General features: G+C 51.4%; 28 protein-coding genes. 23 read left to right on the top strand and 5 right to left on the bottom strand.

Annotation, left to right across the window (positions count from 1 at the left end):
* Positions 1–3: 3 nt before the first annotated feature.
* The 23 genes from MKX70_RS21465 to MKX70_RS21575 all read left to right on the top strand — a co-directional run bounded on the left by MKX70_RS21465 (position 4) and on the right by MKX70_RS21575 (position 23202).
* Complete coding sequence (locus MKX70_RS21465) at positions 4–786, top strand: enoyl-CoA hydratase-related protein (RefSeq protein ID WP_340841681.1); 783 nt, start codon at positions 4–6, stop codon at positions 784–786.
* 10 nt (positions 787–796) lie between these two features.
* On the top strand, positions 797–1570 hold the full coding sequence (locus MKX70_RS21470; RefSeq protein ID WP_340840685.1) for a 4'-phosphopantetheinyl transferase family protein: 774 nt from the start codon (positions 797–799) through the stop codon (positions 1568–1570).
* A 33-nt stretch (positions 1571–1603) separates the two neighbouring features.
* Positions 1604–2116, top strand: a complete 513-nt coding sequence (locus MKX70_RS21475) for a flavodoxin domain-containing protein (RefSeq protein WP_340840686.1) — start codon at positions 1604–1606, stop codon at positions 2114–2116.
* 31 nt (positions 2117–2147) lie between these two features.
* Positions 2148–2900: an electron transfer flavoprotein subunit beta/FixA family protein gene (locus MKX70_RS21480; protein ID WP_042236659.1), complete on the top strand. Its 753-nt coding sequence runs from the start codon at positions 2148–2150 to the stop codon at positions 2898–2900.
* 139 nt (positions 2901–3039) lie between these two features.
* The gene (locus MKX70_RS21485) at positions 3040–4062 is read left to right on the top strand and encodes an electron transfer flavoprotein subunit alpha/FixB family protein (protein ID WP_340840687.1); all 1023 of its coding nucleotides are present in this window, start codon (positions 3040–3042) and stop codon (positions 4060–4062) included.
* A 4-nt stretch (positions 4063–4066) separates the two neighbouring features.
* A complete protein-coding gene (locus MKX70_RS21490; RefSeq protein ID WP_340840688.1) occupies positions 4067–4336 on the top strand; it encodes an acyl carrier protein in 270 nt (89 codons plus the stop codon).
* Positions 4337–4362: 26 nt separating this feature from the next.
* Entirely contained in the window at positions 4363–5436 is a 1074-nt protein-coding gene (locus tag MKX70_RS21495) for a 3-oxoacyl-ACP synthase III family protein (RefSeq protein WP_340840689.1), read from the top strand.
* Between the two features lie 17 nt (positions 5437–5453).
* Entirely contained in the window at positions 5454–6488 is a 1035-nt protein-coding gene (locus MKX70_RS21500; RefSeq protein ID WP_042236650.1) for a hypothetical protein, read from the top strand.
* A gap of 22 nt (positions 6489–6510) precedes the next feature.
* The gene (locus tag MKX70_RS21505; RefSeq protein WP_340840691.1) at positions 6511–8157 is read left to right on the top strand and encodes a class I adenylate-forming enzyme family protein; all 1647 of its coding nucleotides are present in this window, start codon (positions 6511–6513) and stop codon (positions 8155–8157) included.
* Positions 8158–8213: 56 nt separating this feature from the next.
* Entirely contained in the window at positions 8214–9368 is a 1155-nt protein-coding gene (locus MKX70_RS21510) for an acyl-CoA dehydrogenase family protein (RefSeq protein WP_340840692.1), read from the top strand.
* Positions 9361–10968, top strand: a complete 1608-nt coding sequence (locus tag MKX70_RS21515; protein WP_340840693.1) for an amino acid adenylation domain-containing protein — start codon at positions 9361–9363, stop codon at positions 10966–10968. The genes MKX70_RS21510 and MKX70_RS21515 overlap by 8 nt, the downstream gene beginning before the upstream one ends.
* Before the next feature lie 30 nt (positions 10969–10998).
* On the top strand, positions 10999–11262 hold the full coding sequence (locus MKX70_RS21520; RefSeq protein ID WP_231637901.1) for an acyl carrier protein: 264 nt from the start codon (positions 10999–11001) through the stop codon (positions 11260–11262).
* 5 nt (positions 11263–11267) lie between these two features.
* Positions 11268–14204, top strand: coding sequence for a non-ribosomal peptide synthetase (locus MKX70_RS21525; RefSeq protein ID WP_340840694.1), 2937 nt, complete (start codon positions 11268–11270; stop codon positions 14202–14204).
* Positions 14201–15571, top strand: coding sequence for a radical SAM protein (locus MKX70_RS21530; protein WP_042236638.1), 1371 nt, complete (start codon positions 14201–14203; stop codon positions 15569–15571). Before MKX70_RS21525 ends, MKX70_RS21530 begins: the two co-directional genes overlap by 4 nt.
* On the top strand, positions 15568–15816 hold the full coding sequence (locus tag MKX70_RS21535; RefSeq protein WP_039291970.1) for a phosphopantetheine-binding protein: 249 nt from the start codon (positions 15568–15570) through the stop codon (positions 15814–15816). Before MKX70_RS21530 ends, MKX70_RS21535 begins: the two co-directional genes overlap by 4 nt.
* A gap of 46 nt (positions 15817–15862) precedes the next feature.
* On the top strand, positions 15863–16567 hold the full coding sequence (locus MKX70_RS21540) for a response regulator transcription factor (RefSeq protein ID WP_042236637.1): 705 nt from the start codon (positions 15863–15865) through the stop codon (positions 16565–16567).
* On the top strand, positions 16564–17595 hold the full coding sequence (locus MKX70_RS21545; protein ID WP_340785929.1) for a sensor histidine kinase: 1032 nt from the start codon (positions 16564–16566) through the stop codon (positions 17593–17595). Before MKX70_RS21540 ends, MKX70_RS21545 begins: the two co-directional genes overlap by 4 nt.
* 87 nt (positions 17596–17682) lie before the next feature.
* Entirely contained in the window at positions 17683–18450 is a 768-nt protein-coding gene (locus MKX70_RS21550; RefSeq protein ID WP_042236636.1) for an ABC transporter ATP-binding protein, read from the top strand.
* Positions 18440–20398, top strand: a complete 1959-nt coding sequence (locus MKX70_RS21555) for an ABC transporter permease (RefSeq protein ID WP_340840695.1) — start codon at positions 18440–18442, stop codon at positions 20396–20398. Before MKX70_RS21550 ends, MKX70_RS21555 begins: the two co-directional genes overlap by 11 nt.
* A gap of 181 nt (positions 20399–20579) precedes the next feature.
* On the top strand, positions 20580–21032 hold the full coding sequence (locus tag MKX70_RS21560) for a hypothetical protein (protein WP_052416434.1): 453 nt from the start codon (positions 20580–20582) through the stop codon (positions 21030–21032).
* Between the two features lie 65 nt (positions 21033–21097).
* The gene (locus tag MKX70_RS21565) at positions 21098–21661 is read left to right on the top strand and encodes a GNAT family N-acetyltransferase (protein WP_340840696.1); all 564 of its coding nucleotides are present in this window, start codon (positions 21098–21100) and stop codon (positions 21659–21661) included.
* A 130-nt stretch (positions 21662–21791) separates the two neighbouring features.
* Complete coding sequence (locus tag MKX70_RS21570) at positions 21792–22214, top strand: MerR family transcriptional regulator (RefSeq protein ID WP_340840697.1); 423 nt, start codon at positions 21792–21794, stop codon at positions 22212–22214.
* Between the two features lie 16 nt (positions 22215–22230).
* Positions 22231–23202 carry an aldo/keto reductase gene (locus MKX70_RS21575; protein ID WP_042236631.1) on the top strand — a complete coding sequence of 324 codons (972 nt, stop codon included), beginning with the start codon at positions 22231–22233 and terminating at the stop codon, positions 23200–23202.
* Positions 23203–23390: 188 nt separating this feature from the next.
* On the opposite strand, the gene MKX70_RS21580 is transcribed toward MKX70_RS21575, so the two are convergent.
* The 5 genes from MKX70_RS21580 to MKX70_RS21595 all read right to left on the bottom strand — a co-directional run bounded on the left by MKX70_RS21580 (position 23391) and on the right by MKX70_RS21595 (position 26905).
* Positions 23391–24062 (bottom strand): hypothetical protein, encoded by a 672-nt coding sequence (locus tag MKX70_RS21580; protein WP_052416432.1) that lies wholly within the window; start codon positions 24060–24062, stop codon positions 23391–23393.
* 903 nt (positions 24063–24965) lie between these two features.
* Positions 24966–25388 carry a rhodanese-like domain-containing protein gene (locus tag MKX70_RS33465; protein ID WP_445323673.1) on the bottom strand — a complete coding sequence of 141 codons (423 nt, stop codon included), beginning with the start codon at positions 25386–25388 and terminating at the stop codon, positions 24966–24968.
* A gap of 75 nt (positions 25389–25463) precedes the next feature.
* Positions 25464–25697 (bottom strand): rhodanese-like domain-containing protein, encoded by a 234-nt coding sequence (locus MKX70_RS21585; RefSeq protein ID WP_042236629.1) that lies wholly within the window; start codon positions 25695–25697, stop codon positions 25464–25466.
* A gap of 40 nt (positions 25698–25737) precedes the next feature.
* On the bottom strand, positions 25738–26007 hold the full coding sequence (locus MKX70_RS21590; protein ID WP_340841682.1) for a metal-sensitive transcriptional regulator: 270 nt from the start codon (positions 26005–26007) through the stop codon (positions 25738–25740).
* A 112-nt stretch (positions 26008–26119) separates the two neighbouring features.
* On the bottom strand, positions 26120–26905 hold the full coding sequence (locus tag MKX70_RS21595) for a sulfite exporter TauE/SafE family protein (protein ID WP_340840698.1): 786 nt from the start codon (positions 26903–26905) through the stop codon (positions 26120–26122).
* Positions 26906–26927 lie beyond the last annotated feature (22 nt).

Raw genomic sequence — 26927 nt, forward strand, 5'->3', positions numbered from 1 at the left:
GCTATGGAGTATCATTCTATTGCCATAAGTCACTTGGAAGAAGGGCTCTACAGCATCCGGCTGAACCGTCCGGAGCATAAGAACAGTATCACCGCCACCCTGGTATCAGAGCTGCAGCATGCCATAGGGATGCTGGAAGAGCTGAGCGCCTGCCGGGTGATTGTCCTTGAAGGTACGGGCGGCTATTTCTGTACCGGGATGAATTTTCAGGCGTTTACGGACGGGGAGGTCGACGCACCCGGTGATTCTGCCGCCCCGCCATCCGTAGATTTTTTGCAGACGATGAAGAGGATCGGCGAGCTGTCCAAGATGGTGATCGCCAAGGTAGACGGGCAGGTGCTTGCCGGTGGTGTGGGGCTGATGGCTGCCTGTGATTATGTGGTCGCTTCGCCGCGTTCCACCTTTGCCCTGCCCGAAGCGATCTGGGGCCTCGTGCCTGCTCTGGTCAGTCCTTATCTAATCCGGCGGACCGGCTATTGGCAGGCGTACAAGATGACCTTGACCACGCTGCCCTTGTCCTCGGAAGAAGCGCTAGGGTGCAGACTGGCCGATGAAGTGGCTGCTGATCCGGATGCCAGCATTCTGCGGCTATACCGGAGAATCAGCCGGATCACGCCGCAGACAGTAAGGGAGATCAAAGGCTTTTTCCGGCAAATGTGGATTATCAACGAAACGATGGAAAATGACGCCGTAGCCGAGATTGACAAGCTGACCGCTTCCGCAGAAGTCAGAGAGAACATTCAGAATTATGTGCGTTACAAAAGATTTCCCTGGGAAAAAGAATAGGGGCACAGAGATGCTATATACAACCTTTGCAAGGCAATACGAACAGTTCCTCTCCCAGACGGTAAGAAGGCTCAGCTTTGAGCTGGAAGGCCCGGAGGATCGTTATGGGCTGAAGCTGAGTGTGGTCTCCCTGCCGCAGGAGGACGGGCCTCTGGATTATCTGAGTGCGGCGGAGAAGGAGCAATACTTCGGCTTCAAATATCCCAGACGCCGCAACAGCTACCTGCTCGGCAAGCTGGCCGCCAAGATGGCTGTGGCCGGGGAGCAGGATGATCTGTCCGAAATTAGGATCGACCACGGGATTATGTGCCAGCCGCTGGTGGCCGGAAGGGACCGGAAGATTACGATTACCCATTGCGACACCCTGGGAGCGGCGGTTGATTATGACCCGCGCCTGCTGCTGGGCGTTGACATGGAGCTTGTGGATGAGAAGGCGATGGACGCGTTAAGAAGGATTACCTCCAAGGAGGAAGAGGGCCTGATGAAGGACATAGGACCTGAGCTTGCGCCGCCGTTCTTCCTGACCCTGCTCTGGACGGCGAAGGAAGCGATGTCCAAGGTGCTTCAGACCGGCTTCACCGTTCCCACCGATCTGTTCGAAATCAAAGCTTGCGCATGCAGCGGACATGGAGTGATCAGCCAGTTCAAGAATTTCCCGCAATTCAAGGCCATATCCGTTCTGCGCCGTGAATATGTTTTTACCATTGTGCTTCCGGCCAAGGCCATGACTGACGGCTCGGAAGCCCGGTTATTGCAATGTCTGCAAGAGATGCTGCCATTATAACGTAAGAGTATCAACCATTTCAGGAGGTGCTTTATGAAAAGTCTCGTCCTTTACACAAGCGTCTATGGAAGTACGAAGCAGTATGCGGAATGGATCGCGGAGGAGCTTGGAGCCGATCTCGCGGACATCGACACGTTTGACATTAAGCAGGCAGGCCCGTATGACACCGTAATTATAGGTACCTATGTCCGGGTTCAGAAGCTGGTCATTGCCGATTATCTCAAGAAGGTCTGGGACCAGCTGAAGCATAAGAAGGTCATCCTCTTTTCCGTCTCCAAAACGCCTGTGCAAAGCGAAGCCTCCGTCAAAAACTACAACAAAAGCATACCCGAAAAAATCCGTGCCGGGCTGAAATATTTCCCGCTGGAAGGCCGGTTTAACTTTGAACAGCTGGCCGACAAGGATAAAACCATGATGAAGGTCGGACAGAAAATGACCCGGCTGTTCATGGGCAAGGAAATGGCCGAAGAAATGGTCAGAAACTGCGACGATGTGCGTAAAGAAAACATTTCGCCGATTCTCCAGGAACTGCGCCAGACCTCATGAGCAGGCCCGTGTCCAGGAAGGAGTGAGCGGATTGCAAATCGCTGTATGTGTCAAGCAGGTACCCTCCGCTCACATGGGGCCTGTTATGAACCCGGCGGATGTCTTTGCCCTGGAAGAGGCGCTGCGGATCAGGGAGCGCCAGGGCGGAAGTGTAACCGCCGTAAGCATGGGAGCAGAATCCGCAGCCCAGATCTTGCGGAGCTGCATCTCACTGGGTGCGGATGCAGGCGTGCTGCTGACGGACAGGCTGTTCGCAGGCGGGGACACACTCGCAACGGCCACTGTGCTCTCCCGTGGGCTTGAGCTAACAGGCAAGCCGGATCTGATTCTCTGCGGCACCCATTCGACTGACGGGGAGACCGCGCAGGTCGGTCCCGCCCTGGCGGAGAAGCTGGGCACTGCGCACATCACGCATGTGCTGGAGATCCTCGCCCTGGAGGAGCAGCACATCACCTGCAGGCGGATGACAGAGACCGGTTTTGAAATTGTGCAGCTGATGCTCCCGGCCCTGATAACGGTGCATAAAGGCATTAATCAGCCGCGGATGGCGACCATTAATGGAATTCTGAAGGCTAACCGCTGTGAAATCACCAGGCTGTCCGCCCAGGACCTGAGCCTGGACAAGCAAGCCTGCGGGCTTGCGGGATCGCCCACCCGGGTGCAGGCAACCCGGAATGCCGCAGACCGGCAGGTGCCCTTCACAGTAAGCGGCAAGAGCCTGCGGGAGCAGATTGAGGAGATCGCGCAGCTTTTGACAGCTAAGAATATGTCACCGGGTATATGATGCTTTTTCTAAAATATAAGAATTTATATGTTTCACATGATAACTTATCCTTCTATTTCTCGCTGAAACAGTACCGTTCTTACAAAAGGACGGCAAAGCCGTTTCCACTTGTTATTTTCATTCAGATAAGGAGGCTCCCATGCCGGATCAGAGCCTGCGGGCCAGAGAATATGAAGGTCTCATGATTGCCGGTGAATACGCGGAAGGACAGCTTAGCCCGGCTGTATATGAGCTGCTGGGCTCAGCCCGTGAGCTGAACCGGAAACTGCAGACGGACATTGCCGTCGTGCTTATCGGAAGCGGTACTTCAGCCTATACGGCCTCCTGCATCAGCCATGGCGCGGACACCGTCTATGTGCTCGATCAGCCCGGCCTCAGTCCGCTGAGCGAAGAGGTTCATACGGAGCTGCTGCATCAGCTGGTATTGGAGGTTAAACCGGAAATCCTGCTGCTTCCCTCCACTATACATAGCAAATCCATCGCCGCAAGATTAGCTGCAAGGCTTAACACCGGATTAACTGCGGACTGCACAGAGCTAGACATTGATCTGCCTAGCCGGGTACTGCTGCAGATCCGGCCAGCCCGGGAAGGGGCGTTAATGGCGACCATCTGCTGCCCGGAGGCCAGACCGCAAATGGCGACAGTCCGGCCCGGGGCCATGCCCCCTTGCGTACCCGATCCGCAGCGGACCGGACGGATTATACATCCGCAGCTCCAGCTTCCATCCGTGCTACGCACCTCTATCCTTGAGGTGATCAAGAGCAGAGAGGCGCCAGGCTCCGCCGCTTCCGGTATTATCGTTGCCGCAGGAAGGGGCGTGTGCAGCAAGGAAGGAATAGAGCTGGTCAGAAAGCTTGCCGCATGTCTGGGTGCAGAGCTGGGTGCAACAAGACCCGTGATTGACCAGGGCTGGCTGGATTATTCCCGGCAGATTGGCTTAACAGGCCGGAATGTGAGCGGCAGAATCTATATCGCCGTCGGCATTTCGGGAGCGGTTCAGCATACTGTGGGCATCCGCAGAATGGACACCGTGATTGCTATCAACAAGGACCGGACAGCCCCTATTCTGGGACTGGCTGCGCATGGCATTGTTGCCGATCTGTTCGAGGCGGTGCCGCTCCTGATTGACCAGGTTAGACAAAACATAACAGTAGGCAGGTGAGCATATGGAAGAACGGATAAGCTTTGTGCAGTTCCAGGGAATCTTTGCCGAATATTTGGGGATTGAAGCTTCAAGACTGACCCCTGAGGTCAATCTGCTGCTGGAGCTGGGGGTGGATTCTTTATCTTTGGTCAATGTGATGCTTAGGCTCGAAAGAGAGTACCAGGTCATGTTCAATCCCGAAGACCGGGTAATGACCCGGACACTGGGCGAAGCCTATGAGCTGTTTGACAACTATAGAAGTTTGGTCCGGGACGCGCAGACCGGCAGTTAATCATCTTGATGCAGAGGAGCATGACCATGTTGAATCTGTCTATACGTGCCCTATCCTATTACATCCCCAAGGGGCGGATGACCAACGGGGAGATCGTAGATTTGTTTGCGGAGAAGTACTTTCACCATCTGCCGAAGGATGATTTGGAGCAGCTGGTGTACGGCAGCAAGCGCAAGCTCGATTTCCTGGAAATCACGAACCGTTCCTGCTCTGCGGACTACCGGGAGGAGAGCTCTGTGCAAATGGCCGTTAAGGTCTCGCAGGAAGCGATCCGCAAAGCGGGAATTACCGCAAGCGACATCGATCTGCTGCTGTTCGTCGGTGTGTGCAATCCCTTCCGCGAGCCGTCGTATTCGATTATTCTGGCGCATGAGCTGGGAATGACCCGGGGCAATTATTACGACATCAACGACACCTGCAACGGGTTCCTGAAAGCGATGGAGCTGTCCAGCCTCTATATTCAATCGGGCAAATACCGCAATATCCTCGTTGTAACCAGTGAGAATCCGCTGGAGCTGCTGGAGGCCTCCAACTATGCGGGCAAGGTCGGCAGTCTTGAAGAAGCGGATTACAAAATGAATCTGCTGTTCGCCGGAGCCGGAGCCGCCGCGATGCTGCTGAGTGCCGACAATGGCGAGAAGTCCATTAAGTACTACGGGGAGCAGAGGAACCATGCGGATTGGGAGCTGTCGCTGTATGTATCGCCCAAAATCCATATGCCCGCACCAAAGTTCGAGGGAATGGATTTCATGAGCTGGGCGGACGGGCGCGGGATTGCCGCCAAGGTCATCCGCGACATGCCCGGCTTTGTCTATGAATTCCTGGAGGAGCATGAGCTGCGCAAAGACAACATTGATTATATCTTCTCCCACCAGTTGGGCCGCAATATCACCAATTCGCTGCTGAACAAGCTGGAGGTCAAGACGGAGAAGGTCTTCCCCGTTAATACCTTCCCCGAGAACGGCAACATGGGCAGCGCCAATATTCCCGCCGGTCTGGCGATCGCCGAAGAGCAGGGGCTGCTGCATAAGGGCGACTCAATCCTGCTGCTGGGCAGTGCCTGCGGCTTAACCTACGCGGCGGCATACCTCATATGGTAAGGGGAGGAAGGCAGATTATGACGGCCACGAATTTTCCCGTTCCCAAGCTGATCGTAAGAGAACCGCTCGACACAGCAATCATCCGTAAAAAGGTCGCCTACGGCAACTATTCCTGCACGGACAAGCTCGTGCCCATGATCAGGGCGCGTGGCACCAATCTGCAGACGGATAGTGAAGGGAATCTGCACATTATCGGCTGGCAGCGGGATATCACCCGCATGCGCAAGCAGGATGTCTCCCTGTCCTTCATGGTTCATCTTACCGTCAGCCCGGACGGACTGATTCTGGAAGCGGCGGTGGATGATCTTTTTAACGGCGGCAAGGGTGTGCTCTGTTCCAGGGATTACTTGGAGCAGAAGCTGAAGGAGGAGCTGGAGGGTCAGTGGTTTGACAAAAAACTCGCTGCCCGGCTCCGCTTTGACCGGTTTAAATGTTTTCATATTTTTGAGATTATGAGCGGGATCTACAGCTCCTATTTCATGCACAAGCAGCATGGGGACACTGGACCCGGCGCTTTATTTTATGAGGAAGATATCGTAGACATTTACGCCGCTGAAGGCAATCTGTATTTGACCGGGCTCCAGGCGTTCAGCGGTAAGGAGGACATCAAGTATACGGTCGTCCTGTACGATGTGTTCAATCATATTACCTTCGACCAGGAAGGTTATATGAAGCTGAAATCTCCGATTCTGGCGGAGTTCTACCTGGACAGGGAGCTGGTCCATACAGACGAAATCTATCAGAAGGACAAGGATTATATCTTCATCCGTATGCAGAAGTTTCTGTTCGTATGCGTGGAGAAGCTGAAGGCGGTGCTGTTTCCGGATTTTGCGGACAAAATGATGAACACCAACCTGGCTCCCGGCGCGTTCATCGGGATCATCATGCAGGCCATCGGCATCCGCTCGTTCTCGAACAACTTCAATTATATCCAGTATATTATGACGGCCATGCAGCGCCCCCGCAGGCTGCCGGGCTGTATTGGCGCCATTCTGAATGAAGAAGAGGCTGCGCAGCATTTCGAAGGCTTTGATTTATCCTATTTGGGCTAACAAAGGAGACTAGGGCACACCGATGATCCAATATGAACGTTTGACCATTGACTGCGTGCTGGACACACTACAGAGGGATTTCCCGGACAAGCCTGCGGTGGTGTTCGAGCAGGAGACTGTCACCTTCACGCAGCTGTATGACTATTCCCTCACCATTGCCGGTAATTTGCTGGACCTTGGGATCAAGAAGAACGACAAGGTGGCCGTGCTGCTGCCCAACAGTCTTGAATATCTGTACGTCTACTTCGCCCTCTTCAAAATCGGCGCGTGGATTGTTCCCGTCAGCACGCGATATGAACCGGATGAAATCCGGCGGATTCTGGACAATTCCGATGCGGAGACGATCATTTACCAGGACCGGCTGGGCATTTTCAACTATGAGGAAATTCTCTTGAACGGGCTTCGGCCCGAACTGCCGGCGATCCGCAATTATATCGTGCTTGGCGATGAGCCTGCACCGGGCAGCATGTCATTTGCCGGGCTGCTGAAGCCGCTCACAGTCCCTTTTCAGGACAGACAGCTCGAGTCTATTGATCCTGAGGATATTGCGATTCTCGGCTACACCTCCGGAACCACCGGCCACCCCAAGGGCGTGATGATCACGCACCGCAATCTGGTGGCCACCTCTTACTATGGCGGACAGCTGCTGGATATACACGATGATATCGGCTTCTCGATTGCTCCTCTCTATGCTGCGCAGGGCTTCAATGCCGTGCTCGTCTACTTTGTCTCCTGTATCACGATGAAATGGATCGCAAACTTCAATCCGAATGATATTCTGACCCATGTCGCCAAAAACGGGATCAACCTCTTTCACACCCAGCCGACGATGTGGAGCCTGATCCTGGCCATGCCTTACTGCAAGCCCGGGCTATTCAGGGAGCTGCGCAAGGTCGTGGTCTCCGGTTCCCTCTGTACCCCGTATTTAGCCCGCTCCATCGAGGAAACGACCCGCTGCACGCTAATCAATGCCTACGGCATTATTGAGGCTACGGGTCTGGTCACAATGACCCGGCTGGATGATCCGCCGGAGGTCCGGCTGAACACAGTCGGCAGGCCGATTGAAGGCTTCGAGGTCAAGATTGTAGACCGGGACCGCAAGGAGCTGCCGAAGGGCGAGATCGGGGAGCTGGCGATCCGGGGCTATCTGATGAAGGGCTATTACAACAACGAAGCCAAGACGCGCGAGGTAATTGATGAGGAAGGCTGGCTGTACACCGGGGATTTGGCCTGCTATTACAAGGACGGCGTCAATATTTGCATTGCCGGCCGCATCAAGGATATGGTCATCCGCGGCGGCTTCAATGTCTACCCGGTAGATATTGAAGAATGTGTGCTGAACATGGACAAGGTTGAGGATGTATCAGTTGTCGGGGAGCCGGACGAGATTCTGGGTGAGGCCCTGGCTGCTTTTGTGATCCCAAAGCCCGGAGTTCTGCTTACCGAAGGTGAGGTCAAAGCCTATTGCCGCGGCAAAATCGCCAACTATAAGGTTCCGGACCGGGTGCATCTCGTCTCCCAGCTGCCGGTGCTGGAATCCGGAAAGGTGCAGAAGAACATCCTCCGAAGATGGGCCGTAGAGGGTATTCCGGCGGAAAGCCAGTTTTTGCTCAATGACACGATCGTCAGAGGCATGGCCGGGGAGCTACAAGATAACCCCGCTAAGTGAGGCTTTAGCTTCAAATTCTTATATTTCAATAAATTACAGGTCGAGGGGCGCTTATTGTGGATTTCAGCTATACCGTGGAGCAGCGGCAGATCTGCGGCTTAATGGAGGAATGTTGTGAGCGGTATTTGAATGACGGAGTGTATGCGGATGACGAGAGCGGCACCTTCCGCAGGGATAAGTGGTCCCGATTAGCCGGTACCGGCTTGCTCGGGCTTCCCTTTCCGGCAGCGTATGGAGGAGCGGAGCAGGGAATGCTGACCACGGCGCTGGCGATCCGTTCGCTGGCGCGCCGCTGTCAGGATGAAGGCCTGGTCTTCTCGGTATGCGCTCAAATGTCAGCGGCCCAAGTGCCGCTATGGGTATATGGTAGTGAGGAGCAGCAGGCCGGGTATCTGGCACCGCTCATTGATGGAAGATTCATCGGCAGCAGTGTAATTACGGAAGCTGGGGCGGGCTCTGATTCTTCCGCCATGACCACCTCTGTCGAGAAGGAACCGGAAGGTTATATCCTGAACGGCATCAAAACCTTTGCTACACTCGCCCCGGAGTCCGACATCCTGCTGGTGTACGGCAAGCATGCGGGAGGCCTGCCCATGCTGGATGTGTCGGCCTTTATTCTGGAAGCGCGGCAGCAGGAATACGAGATTGGACAGGTCTTTGAGAAGATGGGCCTGCGGACCAGCCCGATGAGTGAGGTTCTGCTGAACCACACCCGCATTCCGGCCCACAGGCTGCTGGGACGGGAACGGCAGGGGATGGGTATTTTTTTCAAGGCGATGCTGTGGGAGCGGATTATAGTCAGTGCTTATCATGTCGGAGCTATGGAACAGCAGTATGAACAGACCTATCAGTATGCGGGCCAGAGGAAGCAATTCGGACAGGCTATCCGCTCCTTCGAAGGGGTCTATGACAAGCTGGTCCAGATGAGAATCCGGCTGGAAACAAGCACGCTGATGCTGTATAAGGTGTGCGAGGACTTTGACCAGGGGCGCTGCGGAATGCACAGCGCCTCCATGCTGAAGCTGCATACCTCCGAATCCAAGGTGCAGAACAGCCTTGCGGCAGTGCAAATCTGGGGAGCTTACGGCTATGTGAAGGAGAGCCCGCCGGAGAAACAGATGCGGGATTCCCTTGCTTCCAAGCTGTACTCGGGAACGAGCGAGATGCAGAAGAAAATTATGCTGGAAGGTCTGGGGGAAGGGTATGAGTGATTTTCTGCTGCAGCATTACCTGCTCCGCAGCGCTGAGCGCTGCCCGGACCAGACTGCGCTGCGCTTTGAAGGCAGGGAGCTAAGCTACGGTGAGCTGCTTCGGCGCAGTATTCAAATCTCCGATGCACTGATCGATACCGGCATGGAGCCGGGGGAGACCGCTGCAATCTGTCTGGACAAGTCCCCGCAGGCGGTATGCGCCATGTTCGGCGTGCTGTTCACCGCAGGGGCGTACATCCCGCTGGACACGAGCTACTCTCCTGTACACAGAATGTTGACCATTCTGGAGCAGAGCGGGACGCGGTTTCTGGTTACTGATGGTGCGAATCTGCTGAAGCTGCTGCAAGGTGCGAATCCGGAGCAATTGGAGCGGCTGAGGTTACTTCATATACTGCTGGTGGAGGGGGGCGCCGAACTGGACGACGCAGATTTCGGCATGATCGTTCAAGCTGCGCCGGATCAGCCCCTGCGCCATTTGTACAAGGGCAGAAGACAGCCGATCAGCGAGGATCTGGCTTATATTCTGTACACTTCAGGCTCCACAGGAGTACCCAAAGGCGTGATGATTACCCACCTGAATGCCAGAACCTTCATTGACTGGTGCTGCGGTTACTTCAAACCGGAAGGACATGAACGCTTCGCGGCCATCGCACCTTTTCATTTTGACCTTTCGGTGTTTGATATTTTCGTGCCGATTGCCGTGGGGGCAACGCTCGTCCTCCTGTCGGCTGAAGTCATTCAGCATCCGGCGCGTTTTACCACGGCCATCGAACAGGGGGAAATTAGCTGGGTCTATTCCGTGCCCTCACTCTGGGCTGCCGTGGTCCAATACGGCCGGTTGCCGGCAGGCGGGCTGCCTTCGCTGCGGGGCGTGCTGTTTGCGGGCGAGGTTCTGCAGCCGAAGCTGCTGCACCAGGTGATGGAGCTGCTGCCAGAGGCGGATTTCTACAATCTGTACGGGCTGATTGAAACCAACGTCTGTACCTATTATCCGCTGAGTGAGCAAGACGGTATACAAGGCACTCCCGTACCGATCGGGTATCCCTGCGGAAATACCGGAGTTGTCGTGGTAACCGCTGACGGACGCATTGCCGGTGCCGGTGAAGAGGGTGAACTCTGTGTAAGAGGCTCAATAGTCATGAAGGGCTATTACCGCAACCCTCTGCTTACAGAGCAGAGCTTCCGCAGCATACCGCCGAATTGGGGTCTTGGAGACAAGCTCTACTGTACCGGGGACATGGCTATGGTTAACGAAGACGGAGCGCTCGTCCTGATTGGCCGTAAAGACGCCTTGATTAAGCGTTCTGGCTTTCGCATTGAGCTTCCGGAGATTGAACGCGTGCTGCATGACATGGAGAATATTCTGGATGCCGCGGTCGTGGATATCCAGGATGGTGAAGGCTATCCGCTGATCTGCGCTGCCGTGATTGTGCATGAAGCTGGCAGCTTCACCGTGCTTGGGCTGAAGCAGGCTGTCGGCAAGCTGCTGCCCCGGTATATGATTCCCGATATGGTGCATGTCTTTGACAGGTTCCCTACAGGGGGGAGCGGCAAGGTTGACCGGCAGCAATTGAAGCATGAATTCCGCAAGCGGCTCTGAAGGAAGATGAGGGGAGAGAAGACTGTGCAGATGCAGGACAAGCTGTATGAGATTATCGCCAGCGTATGCTACTTCGACAAGGAGGAGCTGCATCCCGGCTTGTCGGTTGAGGGTGATCTGGCCATTACCTCGGTGATGATTGTAGAGATTATCGCGATGGTGGAGAGCAGGCTTGACGTGAACCTGGAAGAGCATGTAGATGAGCTGCTCAGCTGTGAGACGCTGGGCGAGCTGACAGCGCTGACCGCTGAGCTGGGCAGGGAACATTCGCTGGACAGCCTTCCGGGGAGGTGAGACCTTTGGCCAACTTTCATTCCAATTCCAAGCAGTCCCTTTCTGCTGCTGCCACGCTTCATGGAGGGTTCGAAGTCCGGGCAGCCCTGCATCCGGAGCATACGGCCATTGTTTTTGCCGGACAGTCAATAAGCTACCAGCAGCTGAACCTGCGTGCCAATTGCCTGGCGCATGAGCTGATTGCCCGGGGCGTTCGTCCGAATGATCATGTAGGCGTAAGTGTGAAGCGCAATATGAATCTGGTTATTGCCCTGCTTGCCGTGTTAAAAAGCGGCGCGGCCTACGTCCCGGTGGAGCCCGGCTATCCGGCCAGCCGCAAGAACTATATTCTGCAGCATTCCGGGGCCTCTGCTGCGATCTGTGAAGACGATGAACCGCTCGATGTGCTGGTTCAGATCCGCCTAGGGTCTGCCGAAGCTGGCGCAACCGCTGCTTCCTCAGCATCCGGCTATCCGTCAGACAACCCGGATCTTTCCATTGACGGCAGTGCTTTGGCCTATATCATGTACACCTCCGGCTCTACCGGCACGCCCAAAGGCGTAATGATCGAGCACCGTTCCGCCGTGAATTTAATCTCCTGGGTGAACCGCGAGCTGGATATGGGCAGCCGTGATAGAGGCTTGTTCGTAACCTCGGTGTGCTTTGATCTATCTGTGTATGATATCTTCGGCCTGCTGGCCGCCGGAGGCACGATCGTCCTGTGTCCGGAGCCGCAGATTACTGATCCTGACAGCTTAACACGGCTGCTGCTGGAGCAGAGGATCACCTTCTGGAATTCCGTCCCGACCACACTGCATGTTCTGGTCCGGCACTTGGCGGAGTGTATCCCTGATTTCGCCCAATTGGAATTGAGGCACATCTTCCTGAGCGGAGACTGGGTTCCCCTGGAGCTGGCGAGGAACTACTCCCGCTATTTCCCCCGGGCGAAGCTGACTGCTCTCGGCGGGGCTACGGAGGCTGCGGTCTGGTCCATCTATTATCCGGTTACGGAGGTCCGGGAGGACTGGACAAGCATTCCCTACGGGCTACCGGTTGAACAGAATTATTGGTACATTCTTGACGAAGACCTGCAGCCGGTTACGGCGGGAGAGACAGGTGAGCTGTATATCGGCGGTATCGGGGTAGCGCGCGGCTACATCAAGGACCCGGTGAAGACGGCACAAGCCTTCATGCCGGACCCCTTCCGCGAATCTGAGGCAGACCGGATGTACAGGACTGGCGACCTGGGCCGGATGCGGGAGGACGGAACTATCGAATTCCTCGGCCGCCGCGATGATCAGGTCAAGATCCGCGGCTTCCGCATCGAGACGAAGGAAGTGGAGAAGCTGCTGCTGGAATATCCGGGCATCCGGGATGTTGCCGTTATGGCCAGGAGCCACAGTTCAGGGGATAAATACCTCTGTGCCTATCTGACTGCCGCTCAAGCCGTCTCCGGCGCTGCACTTAAGCAGTACCTGGCTGCGCGCCTGCCTGCTTATATGCTCCCGTCCGTGTTCGTCCGGCTGGAGCAGTTCCCGCTGAATGCCAACGGCAAGGTGGACAAAAAGCAGCTGCCTGAGGTTTCTCTGCACAACATGCTTACGGATAGTGATTTCTCACCCTGCACCACTCCGTTGCAGCAGTCCATTTGCCAGGCATGGCAGGCTGTCCTGGAGCTTGAACCCATCGGAGCGGACCATGACTTTTTCGAAATTGGCGGAAGCTCGATTGAGGCGGTTACGCTGCAGAGTGAGCTTGCCCGCAGGGGCATTGCCCTTTCTTACGAAGAGCTGCTGAGCGCCTCTACTATTAGGGCTCAGGCCGGGCTTGTGGAAGCGGGAGTTACTCAGCGGATAAGTGCGGTCTGCATCCCGCCGGTTCAGGTTCACTGCGGGGAAGTCGCAGTTGCCTCCAGCCTCCCGGTAAGGATCATAACGGAGCCGAGCTTGTCCCGCCATTTCACACAGCCGCAGCCGTTTAACGATCTCTATTACAAAAGCTGCTTATATAACTCACTATTTCCTGTACTGAATGTCTTTGGCCGGAATATCAACACGTTTCTGAGCAGCGATATGTTTGTGTATACTCTTGATTCTGCACAGGCAGAGCCGTACCTCTCTGCGGTCTGCATGGAATCCGCACCCCCGGAAGCTATTCTGGAGCAGCTGCACCTTACGGCCCGGTATGAGTCCCCGCAGGGCGGCCACGGGCTGAAGGAGAGGCTTATCACTGGGCTGGCCCGGCAAAGCCTGTTCATTCTCTGGGTGGACAGCTTCTATGAACCGGCCCGTAGAGACGCTTATATGAAGAAACATCTTGCCCACACGCTGCTGGTCTACGGTTATAGTGAGGCGCAGGATCAGTTTATTGTGCTGGAGCACAGCCATAAGGATGCGCTGAACTACAGGGAACGGACTCTGGCAGCAGAGGATCTGCTGAACAGTTATCAGGGGTACCGCCAGCATCGAATGTCATCTGCGCAGACGTACACCTTGATGGAATTCCCGCGCTTCCAGCAGCCGTACACCTATGAACTGCTGCCAGATGTTAATCGACTTAATTGCCTGTACCGCACACAGCGGGACGCCATTACGCAGAGCCTGCTGACGTTGTCCGCCTTCAAAGATCACTATACTTCACAGCACTGGAGTTATACAGAGCAGCACGTCAACCGCCAGATTGCTGGCCTGAACGCCATCATTGATTCTAAGCGGGCTGAAAAGTACCGGCTGGAGCGTCTTCTTACCGAACGGCAAGCGGCTGCGGCCAGGCTCGGAGAAATTACCGGTGCATGGATGGACATCCGCAGTGACCTGATCAGGTGCAGCAAAGGCATTGCGCTGCCGGACACTTGGAGAACTGTTCATAGCCGCTTACTGGAAGACATTGTACACAAGGAGCAGGAAGTCATGGAGATGATGGGCCGCCCGGCAAGCCGGGGCAAGGAGGGAGCTTGGCAATGAATCAGACCATTCAGAATCAGCTGCATTATTTATCGCAAAAGTACAACGAATATAACCTTCCCATGTATTTAAGCTATCCGGTGGACAGCCACTGGCGCCAGCCTGCGGATGAATCTGCTATAGCTCAGGAGCTTAAGGAAATCGAAGAAGCACAGGTTTATGTGCATGTTCCGTTCTGCAAGTCGATCTGCTATTACTGCTGCTGTGACCGGGTGCTGAGCGGCAAGGATGAAGACAAGGATCAATATATCGATGTGCTGGAGCAGGAGCTGGCACTCAAGCTCTCCGGCCGTGCCCGGAAGCTGAAGTCCGGTAATCTGCACTGGGGTGGGGGGACCCCGGCATATTTGAATGAACGGCAGATCGAGCGGCTGTACGGAATTATTGCCCAGTATGTGGACTTTGAAGATAACGCCAGAATCAAGCTGGAGGCTTACCCGGACAAGCAGATTGTTACCGAAGGCAAGCTGCGGCTGCTGAAGGCACTGGGTTTTAACTATATCAGCTTTGGCATTCAGGACTTTGATGCCCGGGTTCTGAATGCAATTCACCGGGAATGCGATCTTGAGGATACGCGGGAGATTATCGGCCTTGCCCGGAGCATGGGCTTCACCGTCAATGTGGATTTATGTTATGGCCTGCCCTTTCAGGGACTCGGAGAATTCGAGCGTACCTTGCAGGAGATCGTGCGGATTGCCCCAGATAAAATCGTGGCTTTTCCCTATGCCCATTACCCGGCCATTTATCCGCTGCAGCGCAAAATCCCGCATCTCAGCCTGCCCAATAATTACATGGTGTCCCGCCTGTTCGAGCTGGCCCGCCAGGTTTTATCCCAGGACTACACTGAGATGGGCAGTGATACCTTTATCCGCAACAACGGGCGGGAGAAGCATCCCGGAACGCATGTGGTTCGTGATTTCATGGGCTCCTCCGAAAGAAGCAGCCAGCATCTGCTGGGTCTGGGCAAGTCGGCCGTTAGTAAGATTGGCAGTCTCTATTATAAGAATGTCCCGGCGATGGATCGGTACCGTGCCGCACTTGATTTGAGGAAATTCCCAATTGAGACCGGCAAAACCCATCTATTGTCCATCGAAGATGCCATTCGTGAGGATATCATCCTGAAGCAGCTGCTGGGCGGTAACCCTATTGACAAGCCAATGCTTCAGGAGTGCTTTGGTATCGATTTTGACTCTTATTTTCAGGAGGAGCTGAGCGTGCTTAGAGGCATGGAGAAGGATGGCCTGCTGCTGGGTGTGGACTCTCCGCGAATTACAGTAACCCTTACCGGTACGTACTTTATCCGGGCGATTGCCCATGTTTTTGATCCCTACTACAAATCCACCAGGAATGGAGAAAATAGTATATGAAAATCACAGAACAAGTTACAATGATCGTAGCGGGTTTGACCCGTATTCCGGCAGGGGAGCTGCACCTGGATACCGATATTTTCGAGTCCAGATTACTGACCTCCCTGGGTCTCCTGGATCTGGTTGCCAGATTGGAGCAGGAATTCAAGATTATTATTCTGCCCGAGGAACTGATTCATGAACACTTCGCGAGCATTGCTACAATTATCGGGTTTATCGATAACAAGCTGGCGGAGGCTTCATAACAGCGAGAGTCTCAGGACTTGCCCGGGCTGCTAAGAGGTGAGCCAATTGTTCAAGATCATGATCGTCGAGGATGATATCAAAATCAGAACCCTGATGACCGATATCCTGCGCAAATACAGCTATGAAGTGGTGGAGGTTGCGGATTTCCTGCAGGTGGAGAAGATCTTCGAGCAGGAAGCGCCGCAGCTTGTGCTGCTTGACCTGAATTTGCCTTATTATGACGGGTTCTATTATTGCCGGGTATTCAGAAGGAAAACAACGGTGCCGATTATTGTGATCTCAGCAAGGGATGAGGAATCCAGCCAGGTGCTCAGCATGGAGCTGGGAGCGGATGATTATATCGTGAAGCCGCTGAATATTCAGGTGCTGCTGGCTAAGATTATGGCGATCATGCGCCGGAATTACGGGGAGTATGCAGGCAAGCCGGAACTGGAGAAAGAGCCGTTGCCGATTCATCTGGATGACCGTAATTTCAGCATTTCCTGCAAGGGAGCCGTTGAAGAGCTCAGCAAGAATGAATACAAGCTGCTGAAGAAGCTGATGGAGAATAAGGATACCATTGTCACCAGGGAAGAACTGCTGGGAGAGCTGTGGGATGATGTGCATTTCGTCGTGGATAATACGCTGACGGTCAATGTCACCCGGGTCAAAAGCAAGCTGGCCAGTCTCGGCTTTCAGGATGTAATCAAAGTCAAAAGAGGCGTGGGTTACATTTTTGATTCGGCTATGATCGGAGGGACCCGCCAGTGAGCATTAAGCTGTTTCGGGGGTTCATGCGCGATCATCTGGCGTTTACCCTTGTCTATTTTTTAAGTCATATCCTGGTGAGCGTATACTGTAATTTCTTTATCAGCAGCAATATCCAGCTCATGTACCTGCTTAGCATCTATTTTTACGTATTTATCATATTTATGTGCTTCCGTTTGATCAAATACGTCTCCACCCACCGGGAAATACAGCGGTTATCCGAGAATATCGAGATTGAGGAGAAGGGCTTTTCGTACGAGCAGCAAGCCGTCATTCAGCTCATTCACCGGATACACCATAGCTATCAGGACCAGATCTACGAGGTCAAAGCCCAGGCCGACAACACCCATAAGTTCATCTCGCAGTGGATACATAATCTCAAAACGCCCTTGTCAGTCATCGACCTCATTCTGCAGAACTACAAGCTGAATCCAACGGGCCATGCCCTGGCTCTGCAGCATGTGGAAGAAGAGAAGGATAAGCTCCTTAGCATGCTGAACCAGATGCTGAAGTTCTTCCGCCTGGAGCATTTCACCCGGGACTATAATCCGGAGCCTATCAACCTGCTGGAATCACTCAGAAGCCTGATTAACAGCAAGCGGAATCAATATATCTATAATAATGTCTACCCGGTCATCGAATGTAAGGACGAGCGCATCACGGTCATGACGGACAGCAAATGGAATACCGCGATGCTGGATCAGATCATCTCCAATGCAATTAAATACTCTGACTCGGGCGAAGTGGCGAAATCCATCCACTTCCACATTGAGCAGCGTGGCGACAAGGTGGTGTTATCCATCCGGGATGAGGGGATCGGCATTGAGCCCGTCGATTTGCAGCGGGTCTTCCAGCCCTTTTTCACCGGAAAAAACGGACGTACCCATCACCAGGCGACAGGCATCGGCCTCTATGTCTGCTCAGAAATTGCCCGGAAGCTGGGCCACCGCCTCACGATTACCTCGGAAGTCAATCAAGGTACAGAGGTGCAGATTTCTTACCTTTCAAAAATGAAAGATAACGTAATGTAAATGGATGGATATGGAATCCAGTGTCTACTACAATGAAGTTATAAGTTGTAATTGAGGATAAATATACGACAAACGGGAGATGAAACTGTGAGCGTAGTACTGGAAGTCAAAGAGGTTAAGAAAGTTTATGGTGTGCAGAACGGTGAGAATTCCACAGTGGCACTGGATTCCGTCAGCTTTAACGTAGAGAAGGGGGAATTTATCGGCATCATGGGCCCCTCAGGCAGCGGCAAAACCACATTGCTGAATATCCTGAGCGGCATCGGTAAGCCGAGCTACGGCGAGGTTTACATCGGGGGCAAGAATATCACCTCCTTGGATAAGAATGAAATGGCGCTCTTCCGCAGACAGCATCTCGGCTTTGTCTTCCAGGAATTCAATCTGATGGACAGTCTGACACTGAAGGAGAACGTCATGCTGCCCATGATCCTTGATAAGCGGGACCAAGCGCAAATGGAAGCCAAAAGTGAAGAGATTATGAAGCTGCTGGGCATTGAAGAAATTGCCGGCAAATATCCCTACAACATATCGGGCGGCCAGCAGCAGCGGGTGGCGGTCAGCCGGGCGCTTGTGAATGATCCGGATATTATTTTCGCCGATGAGCCTACAGGCAACCTGGATTCCAAGTCCTCCAATGCAGTGATGAAATGTATCGAGAAGATGAACCAGGAACGTGAGAGCACTATCCTGATGGTGACGCATGACGCTTTCGCCGCGAGCTTCTGCAAAAAGATCATCTTCATCAAGGACGGTGCCATCAGCATGGAGATTGTCAGCAGCGGGGTCCGCAAGGAGTTTTTTGATCAAATCCTCGACTGCCTGGCGATCATCGGAGGGGAACGAAATGACCTTTAGAGATGTCACGATTAAGAACTTCAAACGCAATGTGCGGAATTTCTTCTCCTATTTCATTTGCAGCGCCTTTGCGATTACGATCTTTTTCCTCTATGCCGCCTTGCTGTTCAATAACAGCATCCGGGAAGGGGCGACAGAGGATGTGATCCAGATTGTGCTGATGCTGAGTCTGGCTGCACTGACCCTGTTCTCGGTGTTCTTCATCAACTATGCGCATTCCTCGTTCATCAAGTCGAGAAGCAAGGAATTCGCCATCTTTATGTCGCTTGGGATGCACAAGAACGATCTGCAGAAGATTATCCTGCTGGAGAATCTGATTATCAGTGTCTCCTCGCTCATTGCCGGGATTATCACGGGCGCGATCTTTTCACGGCTGTTCCAGAATGTGGCGATTGATCTGCTGGATCTGCAAGGGGTGTCCTACTCACTCAGCGCGGCGAGCTTCATCGTTACTGTGGTTGTATTTACCGTGATTTTTGCCGCCTCACAGATGATTTCAAGTGTTAAGGTCGGTAAACTGGACATCGCAGACCTGATGAAGGATTCCCGCAAGCAGGATAACCAGGCGAAGAAAAGTGACACCCGGCTTGGGCTGGTGGGAGTGGGGCTGGTTTTGGCCTCGATCATCTTCCTGGTGGTCATCTCCAATCACGAAAGTCTGAATACGAATCCCTTCATGATCATTACCTATATCCTGCTTAGCTTCATCGGGATCTACATGGTCATCTCCCATCTTGGGAACACATTGATCAGCTTCCTGAAGAATAAGAAATTCTATTACCGGCATATCCTGTCCATCACCGAAATCAATCACAAATTCAACCAGAACAAGCGGATTATGTTCATTCTGAGCATTCTCAGCGGGATGACTATCTTTCTCGTTGCTTCGCCATTCTCGCTGCTGCAGTTGTCGGAGAGCATCGCGGAACGAAATAAGTATGATATCGAGTATATCTCGGTAGCCGGCGTGCATGTGCTGGAGAGCGGACAATTAGAGCAGGTGCTGAAGCAGTCCTCCGAGCCGCTGAAGTCGATCCAGGAAACCAGCTTCCTGAACCTCAAAATGAATCTGGAAGGAGATAAATACGATGTCCTGAAGACGAAGCCGATTGTGTCGCAGGACATGTACAACTCTCTGACCGGGGAGAAGGTAACGGTCGGCGCCGGAGAAGTTCTTAATATTGTTACAGCCTGGGAGCCGGGCACCCATGGCATTGGCGAAGGGGAGGCCATTCAATTCACGGATGGCACGCAAACCTTCAATTACAAGGTGAAATCATCCTATCACGGGGATTGGTTTGCCACAGCGAGCTCTTATCCAACTAGCTCAGGGATCGTAGTAAGCAATGAGGATTACAAGAATATGGAGTCTAAGGTAAGCCCGAATGCAATAGGTACCCACTACGGAATTGATTTTACAGCCTGGAAAGGGACAGAAGGGGTTGTCCAGAAGCTCAAGGATACGCTGAATGCTACGGATAAGGATGGAAGCGGGCAAATGTTTGCGGTAGCCTCCAAAGTGGATGCCTACAAGGAGCTGAAGAAGAACTATTCACTCTTCGTGTTCGTCACCTCGCTGATCGGCGTACTGTTCTTTGTAGCAGGCGGAATGGTGCTGTATTTCAAGCAATATACCGAAATCGGGAACGCCACCGTCTTTTTTCGCAAGCTGTATAAGATTGGCATCAGTGATAAGGAGATAAGGTCGGTAGTATCGGCAGAGCTGCTCATCACCTTCTTTGTTCCGCTGCTGCTGGGCAGCATCTTCGGCTACTGCTTCATCTATCTGATCACCCACGTCATGAGCGGGTCCGACATCATAGGCGAATTCATGAAGAACACAACGATTGTGGTCGCGATCTATTTCGTATTCCAGCTCAGCTTTTACTTCATCACCAAGCGCAAGTACAGCCAGGAGGTTGTCCGTAAGCTGACCCGTGCGGCATAAGGTATAGTATTATAGTATAGCTGGCAAAAAGGCAGGCTGGGAATCGTCTCTGATTCTTGGCCTGTTTAAATGATATGGATCTTTTGATTCGTTTCTCCCAAAAGCGGCAATCAAAGGCTGAATTCACGGTCCTGGTGCATCCGCTTTTTTGTTGCATCCAACTAAGGGAAGGATAAGCCTCATGAAATCTATGAACAAATCTAAGGTTATTGGCTGTTTGGCTTTGCTGTCATTCGTGATATTGGCCGCACTGTGGGTGTATTCGAACCATTCTCAGTCCGGTAACATGAATAAGTATGTTAGAGAGTATGTGATTGGTGCTCCTGGAATCAAAGGCTCTGTAGACATTACGCAGTGGGGAGATGATCCGGCATATCACATTGGGGCAGACCGCAAAGGGTATGCAGTTTTTAAGGACCCGGAACAGGCGTTCGCCCGGATGAAGATTGATTATGCTGCAGGTATTGAAGCTATCCGTAAAGAGTTTGAGCTGCGTCCTTTGTCTATGGAGAACTATCAGCAGTATGGTACATACGGATGGCAATTGACGGAGACGGAAGATGCGGATGCAATAGCGCAATCGCAACGGGTGACCGCTTTTATGGATATTTTTGAGAATAGTTATGTAGATTGAGGGATTCCAATATACAAGAATTTCATAGCTGTTCATTTTATGATATAGAGAGTAGGAGAAGTCAGATGAAATATAACCGTACAGACCGGACCCTTGAAACGGACAGATTACTTCTGCGCCTATTTAAGCCAGTGGATGCGGAGGAAGTTAGAGACTATTGTAACAATTACAATATCTACCGGAGTACATTGACCTTGCCGTATCCGTATCCACTAGAATGCGCTGTGTCCTGGATGGCCAATCATGAGCAGAATTTTGACTTGGACCGGATGTATGAATTCGCAATCACAGATAGGAACACAGGCAAATTGTATGGAGCAGTCGGCATTTCCAACCATCAGCCATATCATAACGGTGAGATCGCTTATTGGATAGGGGAAGCCCATTGGGGTCAAGGTTATGGAACCGAATCAGCCCGGGCAGTTATTGAATTTGTTTTCACCGAAAAGAACTACCACCGGGTATACGCACGTCATTTCGCATCTAATCCGGCATCCGGTAAAATCATGGAAAAGTGCGGAATGAGCTATGAAGGCACATTGAAAGATCATATTTACAAGAACGATTCATATGAGGATATTGTTTATTACGGGATACTTAATCCTGTGAAGGAAAATCCCGAAACATAAGAATATAACAATCAATCGGCAGTTTATTCTCCTAAAATAGCGCTTGCCTTAAAGTGTACTTTAAGGTTTAGGATGAGGAAGAACCAGCTGATTCTGCCCTGAAAATAACCGACAAGGAGCGATCAGGCCAATGGCATTTACGATCAAAGAAGCTTCAGAGCGGCTTGGTTGCCCAGCTCATACGATTCGTTTTTACGAGAAGGAGGGATTGCTCCCTTACATTAAGAGAGATAAGAACGGGAATCGACTGTTCGAACAAGACCACCTAGATTGGATCCGGCTGATGACATGTTTCCGGGCGACAGGGATGAAGCTGTCGTTACTGAAGGAGATGGTGGATCTTGCGCTGGGTGGTGATTCCACGATTCCACAGCGCAAAGCGATCTTGAACCAGTACAAGGAAGATTTATTTCGCCGCCAGAACGAATTAGCCGAAGCGCTCGACGCCGTCAATAACAAACTGTCGATATACGAAGATATCGAGAAAGGGAGAATCCCTTCCGAGAGCCAGTTGTTAACCAAGATGGAGGAGTCAGAGCGACAACAAACATAGAATGAGGGATTAACAAATGCAGCAAAGAATTTTGGGCAATAGCAATATCCTCGTCTCTTCGATCGGACTGGGAATTATGGGAATGTCTCCAGGCATTTACGGGGAGACTAACGACGAACAGTCGATCCAAACGATCCATCGCGCTTTGGACATAGGCGTCACGATGTTCGATACCGCGGACGTGTACGGGAACGGGCATAACGAAAAGCTGCTTGGCCGTGCTCTTCAAGGGCGCCGCGAGCAAGCCATTATCGCCACCAAATTCTCGTACACCCCAAATTATGAGAGCATCAGCGGCCATCCTGATTACGTCAAGAAGGTAGTGGAGGATAGCCTTCGCCGTTTAAATACGGATTACATCGATCTATACTACCAACACCGCGTCGATCCGCAAATCCCCATAGAGGAGACGGTCGGAGCGATGGCAGACTTGGTCAAGGCAGGCAAAGTTCGGGCGCTCGGCCTGTCCGAGGCTTCCGCTCCCACCATTCGCCGCGCTCATGCCGTGTATCCGATCTCCGTGCTAGAGAGTGAGTATTCGCTCTGGAGCCGTGACATCGAAGAGGAGATACTCCCTACCGTAAGAGAGCTGGGGATTACCCATGTGGCCTACAGTCCACTAAGCAGGGGCTTTATCTCCGGCGAGCTTCGCACTTTCGAGGATCTGCCCGCCGATGATCTTCGCAGATGGATGCCGCGGTTCCAAGGAGATAACTTCCGGAAGAACATTGAGGTTGTCGACAAGATTAAGGAGATCGCGATGGAGCAGAATTGTACACCATCCCAATTGGCCATTGCCTGGACGATTGCCAACGGGGCGCTGCCTATCCCGGGTACGAAACGTATTAAGTACCTGGAGGAAAATGCGGCCGCGGCTGATATCCTTCTCATGAAGGAGGACCTCGAACGAATCGATCAGGTCAGCCCCAAGAATGTCGTTCACGGCATGCGTTATATGAAAGAACAGATGACGCTGCTCGACGGCTAGTCGATAATCAGAAGAAGAAAAGGTCCACGGGCTCCGTGGACCTTTTGCAATTGGATATTGTCTCTTGAAATTGGTTGCCATAAAACGCTCATTTTACAGATCGAATCAAAATCCCTCCAGGCTTCTGGACGAACCTAAAAGAAATCGGATAGAACCCATTGACGTTGCGCTCCAATTGAATCTTCCGATTAAAAGCCGCGTTCTTCGGTGGTTTCGTAACCATAGTCGAAGGTTTCTATAGTACCGTCATCATATTGAAGAGTAAGCTGGTCAATGATAATCCGGTCCAGTGTATTCTGGTATGTAAAGTCACTATAAATAAATAAAGTTTCATCAGGCTCAACCGGCCCCACGTATTTAACAAGAAAGTTGCTTTCACCGCTCAACTGATCATACGAAGGATCGCCCACCGGATTATACGTGCTGATATGAGCTGTATAATAATTGATTGTCTTTCCGGTTAGGTTGTAGGCTTCCCAGGTAAGCTTAACAGCATCGGCTGAGTTCATGCTGTACTTGAAATCAATGGGCTCTCCAATGCCTTCTCCGGATGGGACGTCTGCCGGTAGCTCCTCAGCGTCATAGCCGACAGAGTCATCACTGATGGTACCCGTATCATTGTCCGAAGGCATATCTTCCAAGACAACGGGTTCCAGGGATGGAGAAGGTGCAGGTGCGACGTCTACTGCAGCAGCAGAGGGGCTCTCAGTAGGGATCGGCGGGTTTTCTGCCGCAATGGGACTGCTTGCCACGGTCTGCCCGCTCAGACGGGGGTCAATGCTAGGGGCCACATAGATTCCCAGGAGAAAAGCTATCATGATGGATAAAACAAAGATGAGAACTAGATTAAACCGACTCAAAAACACACTCCCTTTAATGTTATTTATAATACGAACCTACTTATAATGACATGATTATTAAGGATTTGACAATATTTTTCTGGAAAATCAGATGGCAACGCCTTCTCATTGGCTGAGGGATCTTGTATTGTGGGTGGACTGATGAATTCTATAAATAATTCTGAAATAGCGTAGATATATAAATAACATAATATGTTAATTAATTAGTATGAGGGCAGGGGTGGGGATTTTATTGAAAATTGTAACAAACGGCTAATGATTAGCAACAGGACTAACTTAGAACTATATGAGAAGAGTTAAATAAATCAGCTCGAATTATGATACTGAGATTCAGGATTATAATTAAGACTGAATTAGGAATAACCTGGGATTCACGGGATGATTCAGGCGGTCGAGTTAATAATCATCAAGCACAGCCTAATTAAGACCGTCATAAACATTAACAATATTTGAATGACGGTACTAGCTAAATGAAAAGTGTTGTGCCGATAAAAGAAAAAACGATTTACAAAATGATCTATGTAAAGTAAAGAGAAAGAGGATTAAATCAGCATTAAAAGTACATAAGTACAATGAGCCAAATCAGATGCAAAAACGGATTGAAACAGCTTGAATTAGGCTGGTCTTATTTATTTACTTGGTACTACTTCACAAAACCCGTATTTTGTACATAAGTACTAATTTCTCTGATGGATGTTTTGACACCAAGTCTATCAGGGCATCCATCCAAGCAATATATGCGCAGCATGCAATTACCGCCCGCTTTCGAGCAGCTTACATGTGGTAACCATCCGTTAAGCTCATCCAAATAAAACAAGCCCAGTACCGACGGGTACTGGACAGTAGTTAATATGAAATCCACTCCATTCAATCAGAGCATTATAACAAAATGTACATGCAATGTTAATGATTGAACCTGTGTCCACAATACCCTCCTTCTTTTGCTGGTATTTTATGGTGACATGATAGTGCCGACCAAACGTTACCTTGCATTGTGAACAAACTGTGGAATCCATACTTACGGAGGATTCTTGCTGCTTTATTGCTTTGGTACCAATTCTTGGACAGAATTAGTACCTTATCATCAGGAAATAGATCGTGTTGCCATACATAAGGAAGACGCCCCAAAGATATATTTATCGAGCCGGAAATATGTCCTTCTAAATAATCCGAAGCATCCCTGACATCGAGCATTTTCAAGTTTAAGTTATCCTTTTCTTGGACCCAGTCGTGAGCATTCATATAGGAGAGTGAGCGAACGGGCCACAACTGGCGCGCGCCCCATAAAACCACTGCTCCAGTCAAAAAGTACAAAAGTATTATCATGTTGATCCAGTCCTTTCAATAGCGTTGCAGCTGCTGGTTATTGCCCCGGCTACTGCATAACCGACTTGTAAGGCGTTAATTACGAACCAATTCATCCGTCCAGGCCTTAAGCCCACCGGTCATGTTCACAACATTAAATCCTTTTTCAGTCAGCAGTTCGCAAGCCAGACCGCTCCGGCTTCCGCTTCGACAGATGACAATGGTTTCTTGTGCGGGTTCGCGTACATCAAGCATATTAAGAGACTCCCCTTTCTTGAGCTGTGCTGCTACCTTTTGGGGTGCGATTTCTTTTGAAATTTTGAAAGCCATGTTAATCTCTCCTTTATTTTTTTATTCTTAAAGTTATCCGTTAATGACTTTTTACTAGAAGTGCGATGGCTTCCTTGACTAGTTTCTCGGTATTTTGGTTACCCTCAACTTGTTCAGCTAAAATACATTGATGCAGATTCTCTGCGACGATTTGGGCAATGGCTTTATCGGATGCATTGCGTACGGCAGACAATTGAGCCACAACTTCTTTGCACGACTGCCCTTCTTCCATCATTCGCAGCACACCTCGAACTTGCCCCTCGATTCTGCGTAAGCGTGTTTTCATTTCATCCGAATAATTGTAATCCATCATTAATCATCACCTTTCTTCTTATTTCATTTTACTTAATACTCATACCCCTATGGGTATTATAACATGAATAATCGTTAGTACAAATCTTTTTATGATTTATAAGGCATGATTATAGAATGGAAGACCATACCTTTACTGCCGTGAGGGCAATTAAGACGACTAATCCATACCGCAACACATTAACATTCATTTTGGAGCTAATCCTGGATCCAAGCGGTGCTCCGAGTAGACTCCCGATTATGGTATAGATTGTAGGTTCCAGAGGAATACCCCCTGCCGAGAATTTACCGATTAAACCACCGATTGCTGATATAAAGACGATAGCAAGCGAGGTGGCAATGGTTGTACGAGTGGGGATTTTGAGAATAGTAAGCATAATAGGAATAAGAATAAATGCACCGCCTGCTCCTACGATTCCTGAAACGATACCTACCAATATAGCGGCGCTTATTGCAATGAGTTTATTGAATGTTAAATGTTCCGACTGTTCTTCGCTTCCTTTTCTCGGGATAAGCATGAGTATAACCGCTAAAACTGCAAGGATTCCGTAGATCAAGTTGATCACATCTCCATTTAGCAGCCCCGAGATATATCCTCCAGCCAGGCTGCCCACAAGAATGCTGCTCCCCATATATGCTACTAGACCCTTATGAACAACCCCCCCATTGTTTTTTTTTCGGCGAAAAGCAATAACTCCTGCAAGCGAAGCGAAAAAAACTTGGAACATGCTTATCGACGACACTTCATGGGCGGAGAAATGAGCTACCCCAAGCAAGGAGGGTACATATAAGAGCAGCGGATAATTAATAATCGCTCCACCAATCCCAAGCAATCCCGAAAAGAAAGAACCGACCAGACCGAGCGATACCATTACGATAAAAAGCAGTATGTCCATCGGATTTCACCCCCCTGTATAT

It is taken from the genome of Paenibacillus sp. FSL R7-0312 (assembly GCF_038004445.1).
Lineage (GTDB): Bacteria > Bacillota > Bacilli > Paenibacillales > Paenibacillaceae > Paenibacillus_AQ.

What these genes read in the sequence shown, in the direction of transcription:
- MKX70_RS21595 (WP_340840698.1), bottom strand. Translation starts at nt 26,905, where the DNA reads ATGGACATACTGCTTTTTATCGTAATGGTATCGCTCGGTCTGGTCGGT.
- MKX70_RS21570 (WP_340840697.1), top strand. Translation starts at nt 21,792, where the DNA reads ATGGCATTTACGATCAAAGAAGCTTCAGAGCGGCTTGGTTGCCCAGCT.
- MKX70_RS21505 (WP_340840691.1), top strand. Translation starts at nt 6,511, where the DNA reads ATGATCCAATATGAACGTTTGACCATTGACTGCGTGCTGGACACACTA.
- MKX70_RS21585 (WP_042236629.1), bottom strand. Translation starts at nt 25,697, where the DNA reads ATGGCTTTCAAAATTTCAAAAGAAATCGCACCCCAAAAGGTAGCAGCA.
- MKX70_RS21530 (WP_042236638.1), top strand. Translation starts at nt 14,201, where the DNA reads ATGAATCAGACCATTCAGAATCAGCTGCATTATTTATCGCAAAAGTAC.
- MKX70_RS21495 (WP_340840689.1), top strand. Translation starts at nt 4,363, where the DNA reads ATGTTGAATCTGTCTATACGTGCCCTATCCTATTACATCCCCAAGGGG.
- MKX70_RS21470 (WP_340840685.1), top strand. Translation starts at nt 797, where the DNA reads ATGCTATATACAACCTTTGCAAGGCAATACGAACAGTTCCTCTCCCAG.
- MKX70_RS21490 (WP_340840688.1), top strand. Translation starts at nt 4,067, where the DNA reads ATGGAAGAACGGATAAGCTTTGTGCAGTTCCAGGGAATCTTTGCCGAA.
- MKX70_RS21535 (WP_039291970.1), top strand. Translation starts at nt 15,568, where the DNA reads ATGAAAATCACAGAACAAGTTACAATGATCGTAGCGGGTTTGACCCGT.
- MKX70_RS21520 (WP_231637901.1), top strand. Translation starts at nt 10,999, where the DNA reads ATGCAGGACAAGCTGTATGAGATTATCGCCAGCGTATGCTACTTCGAC.
- MKX70_RS21555 (WP_340840695.1), top strand. Translation starts at nt 18,440, where the DNA reads ATGACCTTTAGAGATGTCACGATTAAGAACTTCAAACGCAATGTGCGG.
- MKX70_RS33465 (WP_445323673.1), bottom strand. Translation starts at nt 25,388, where the DNA reads ATGATAATACTTTTGTACTTTTTGACTGGAGCAGTGGTTTTATGGGGC.
- MKX70_RS21575 (WP_042236631.1), top strand. Translation starts at nt 22,231, where the DNA reads ATGCAGCAAAGAATTTTGGGCAATAGCAATATCCTCGTCTCTTCGATC.
- MKX70_RS21515 (WP_340840693.1), top strand. Translation starts at nt 9,361, where the DNA reads ATGAGTGATTTTCTGCTGCAGCATTACCTGCTCCGCAGCGCTGAGCGC.
- MKX70_RS21465 (WP_340841681.1), top strand. Translation starts at nt 4, where the DNA reads ATGGAGTATCATTCTATTGCCATAAGTCACTTGGAAGAAGGGCTCTAC.
- MKX70_RS21475 (WP_340840686.1), top strand. Translation starts at nt 1,604, where the DNA reads ATGAAAAGTCTCGTCCTTTACACAAGCGTCTATGGAAGTACGAAGCAG.
- MKX70_RS21590 (WP_340841682.1), bottom strand. Translation starts at nt 26,007, where the DNA reads ATGGATTACAATTATTCGGATGAAATGAAAACACGCTTACGCAGAATC.
- MKX70_RS21500 (WP_042236650.1), top strand. Translation starts at nt 5,454, where the DNA reads ATGACGGCCACGAATTTTCCCGTTCCCAAGCTGATCGTAAGAGAACCG.
- MKX70_RS21560 (WP_052416434.1), top strand. Translation starts at nt 20,580, where the DNA reads ATGAAATCTATGAACAAATCTAAGGTTATTGGCTGTTTGGCTTTGCTG.
- MKX70_RS21485 (WP_340840687.1), top strand. Translation starts at nt 3,040, where the DNA reads ATGCCGGATCAGAGCCTGCGGGCCAGAGAATATGAAGGTCTCATGATT.
- MKX70_RS21565 (WP_340840696.1), top strand. Translation starts at nt 21,098, where the DNA reads ATGAAATATAACCGTACAGACCGGACCCTTGAAACGGACAGATTACTT.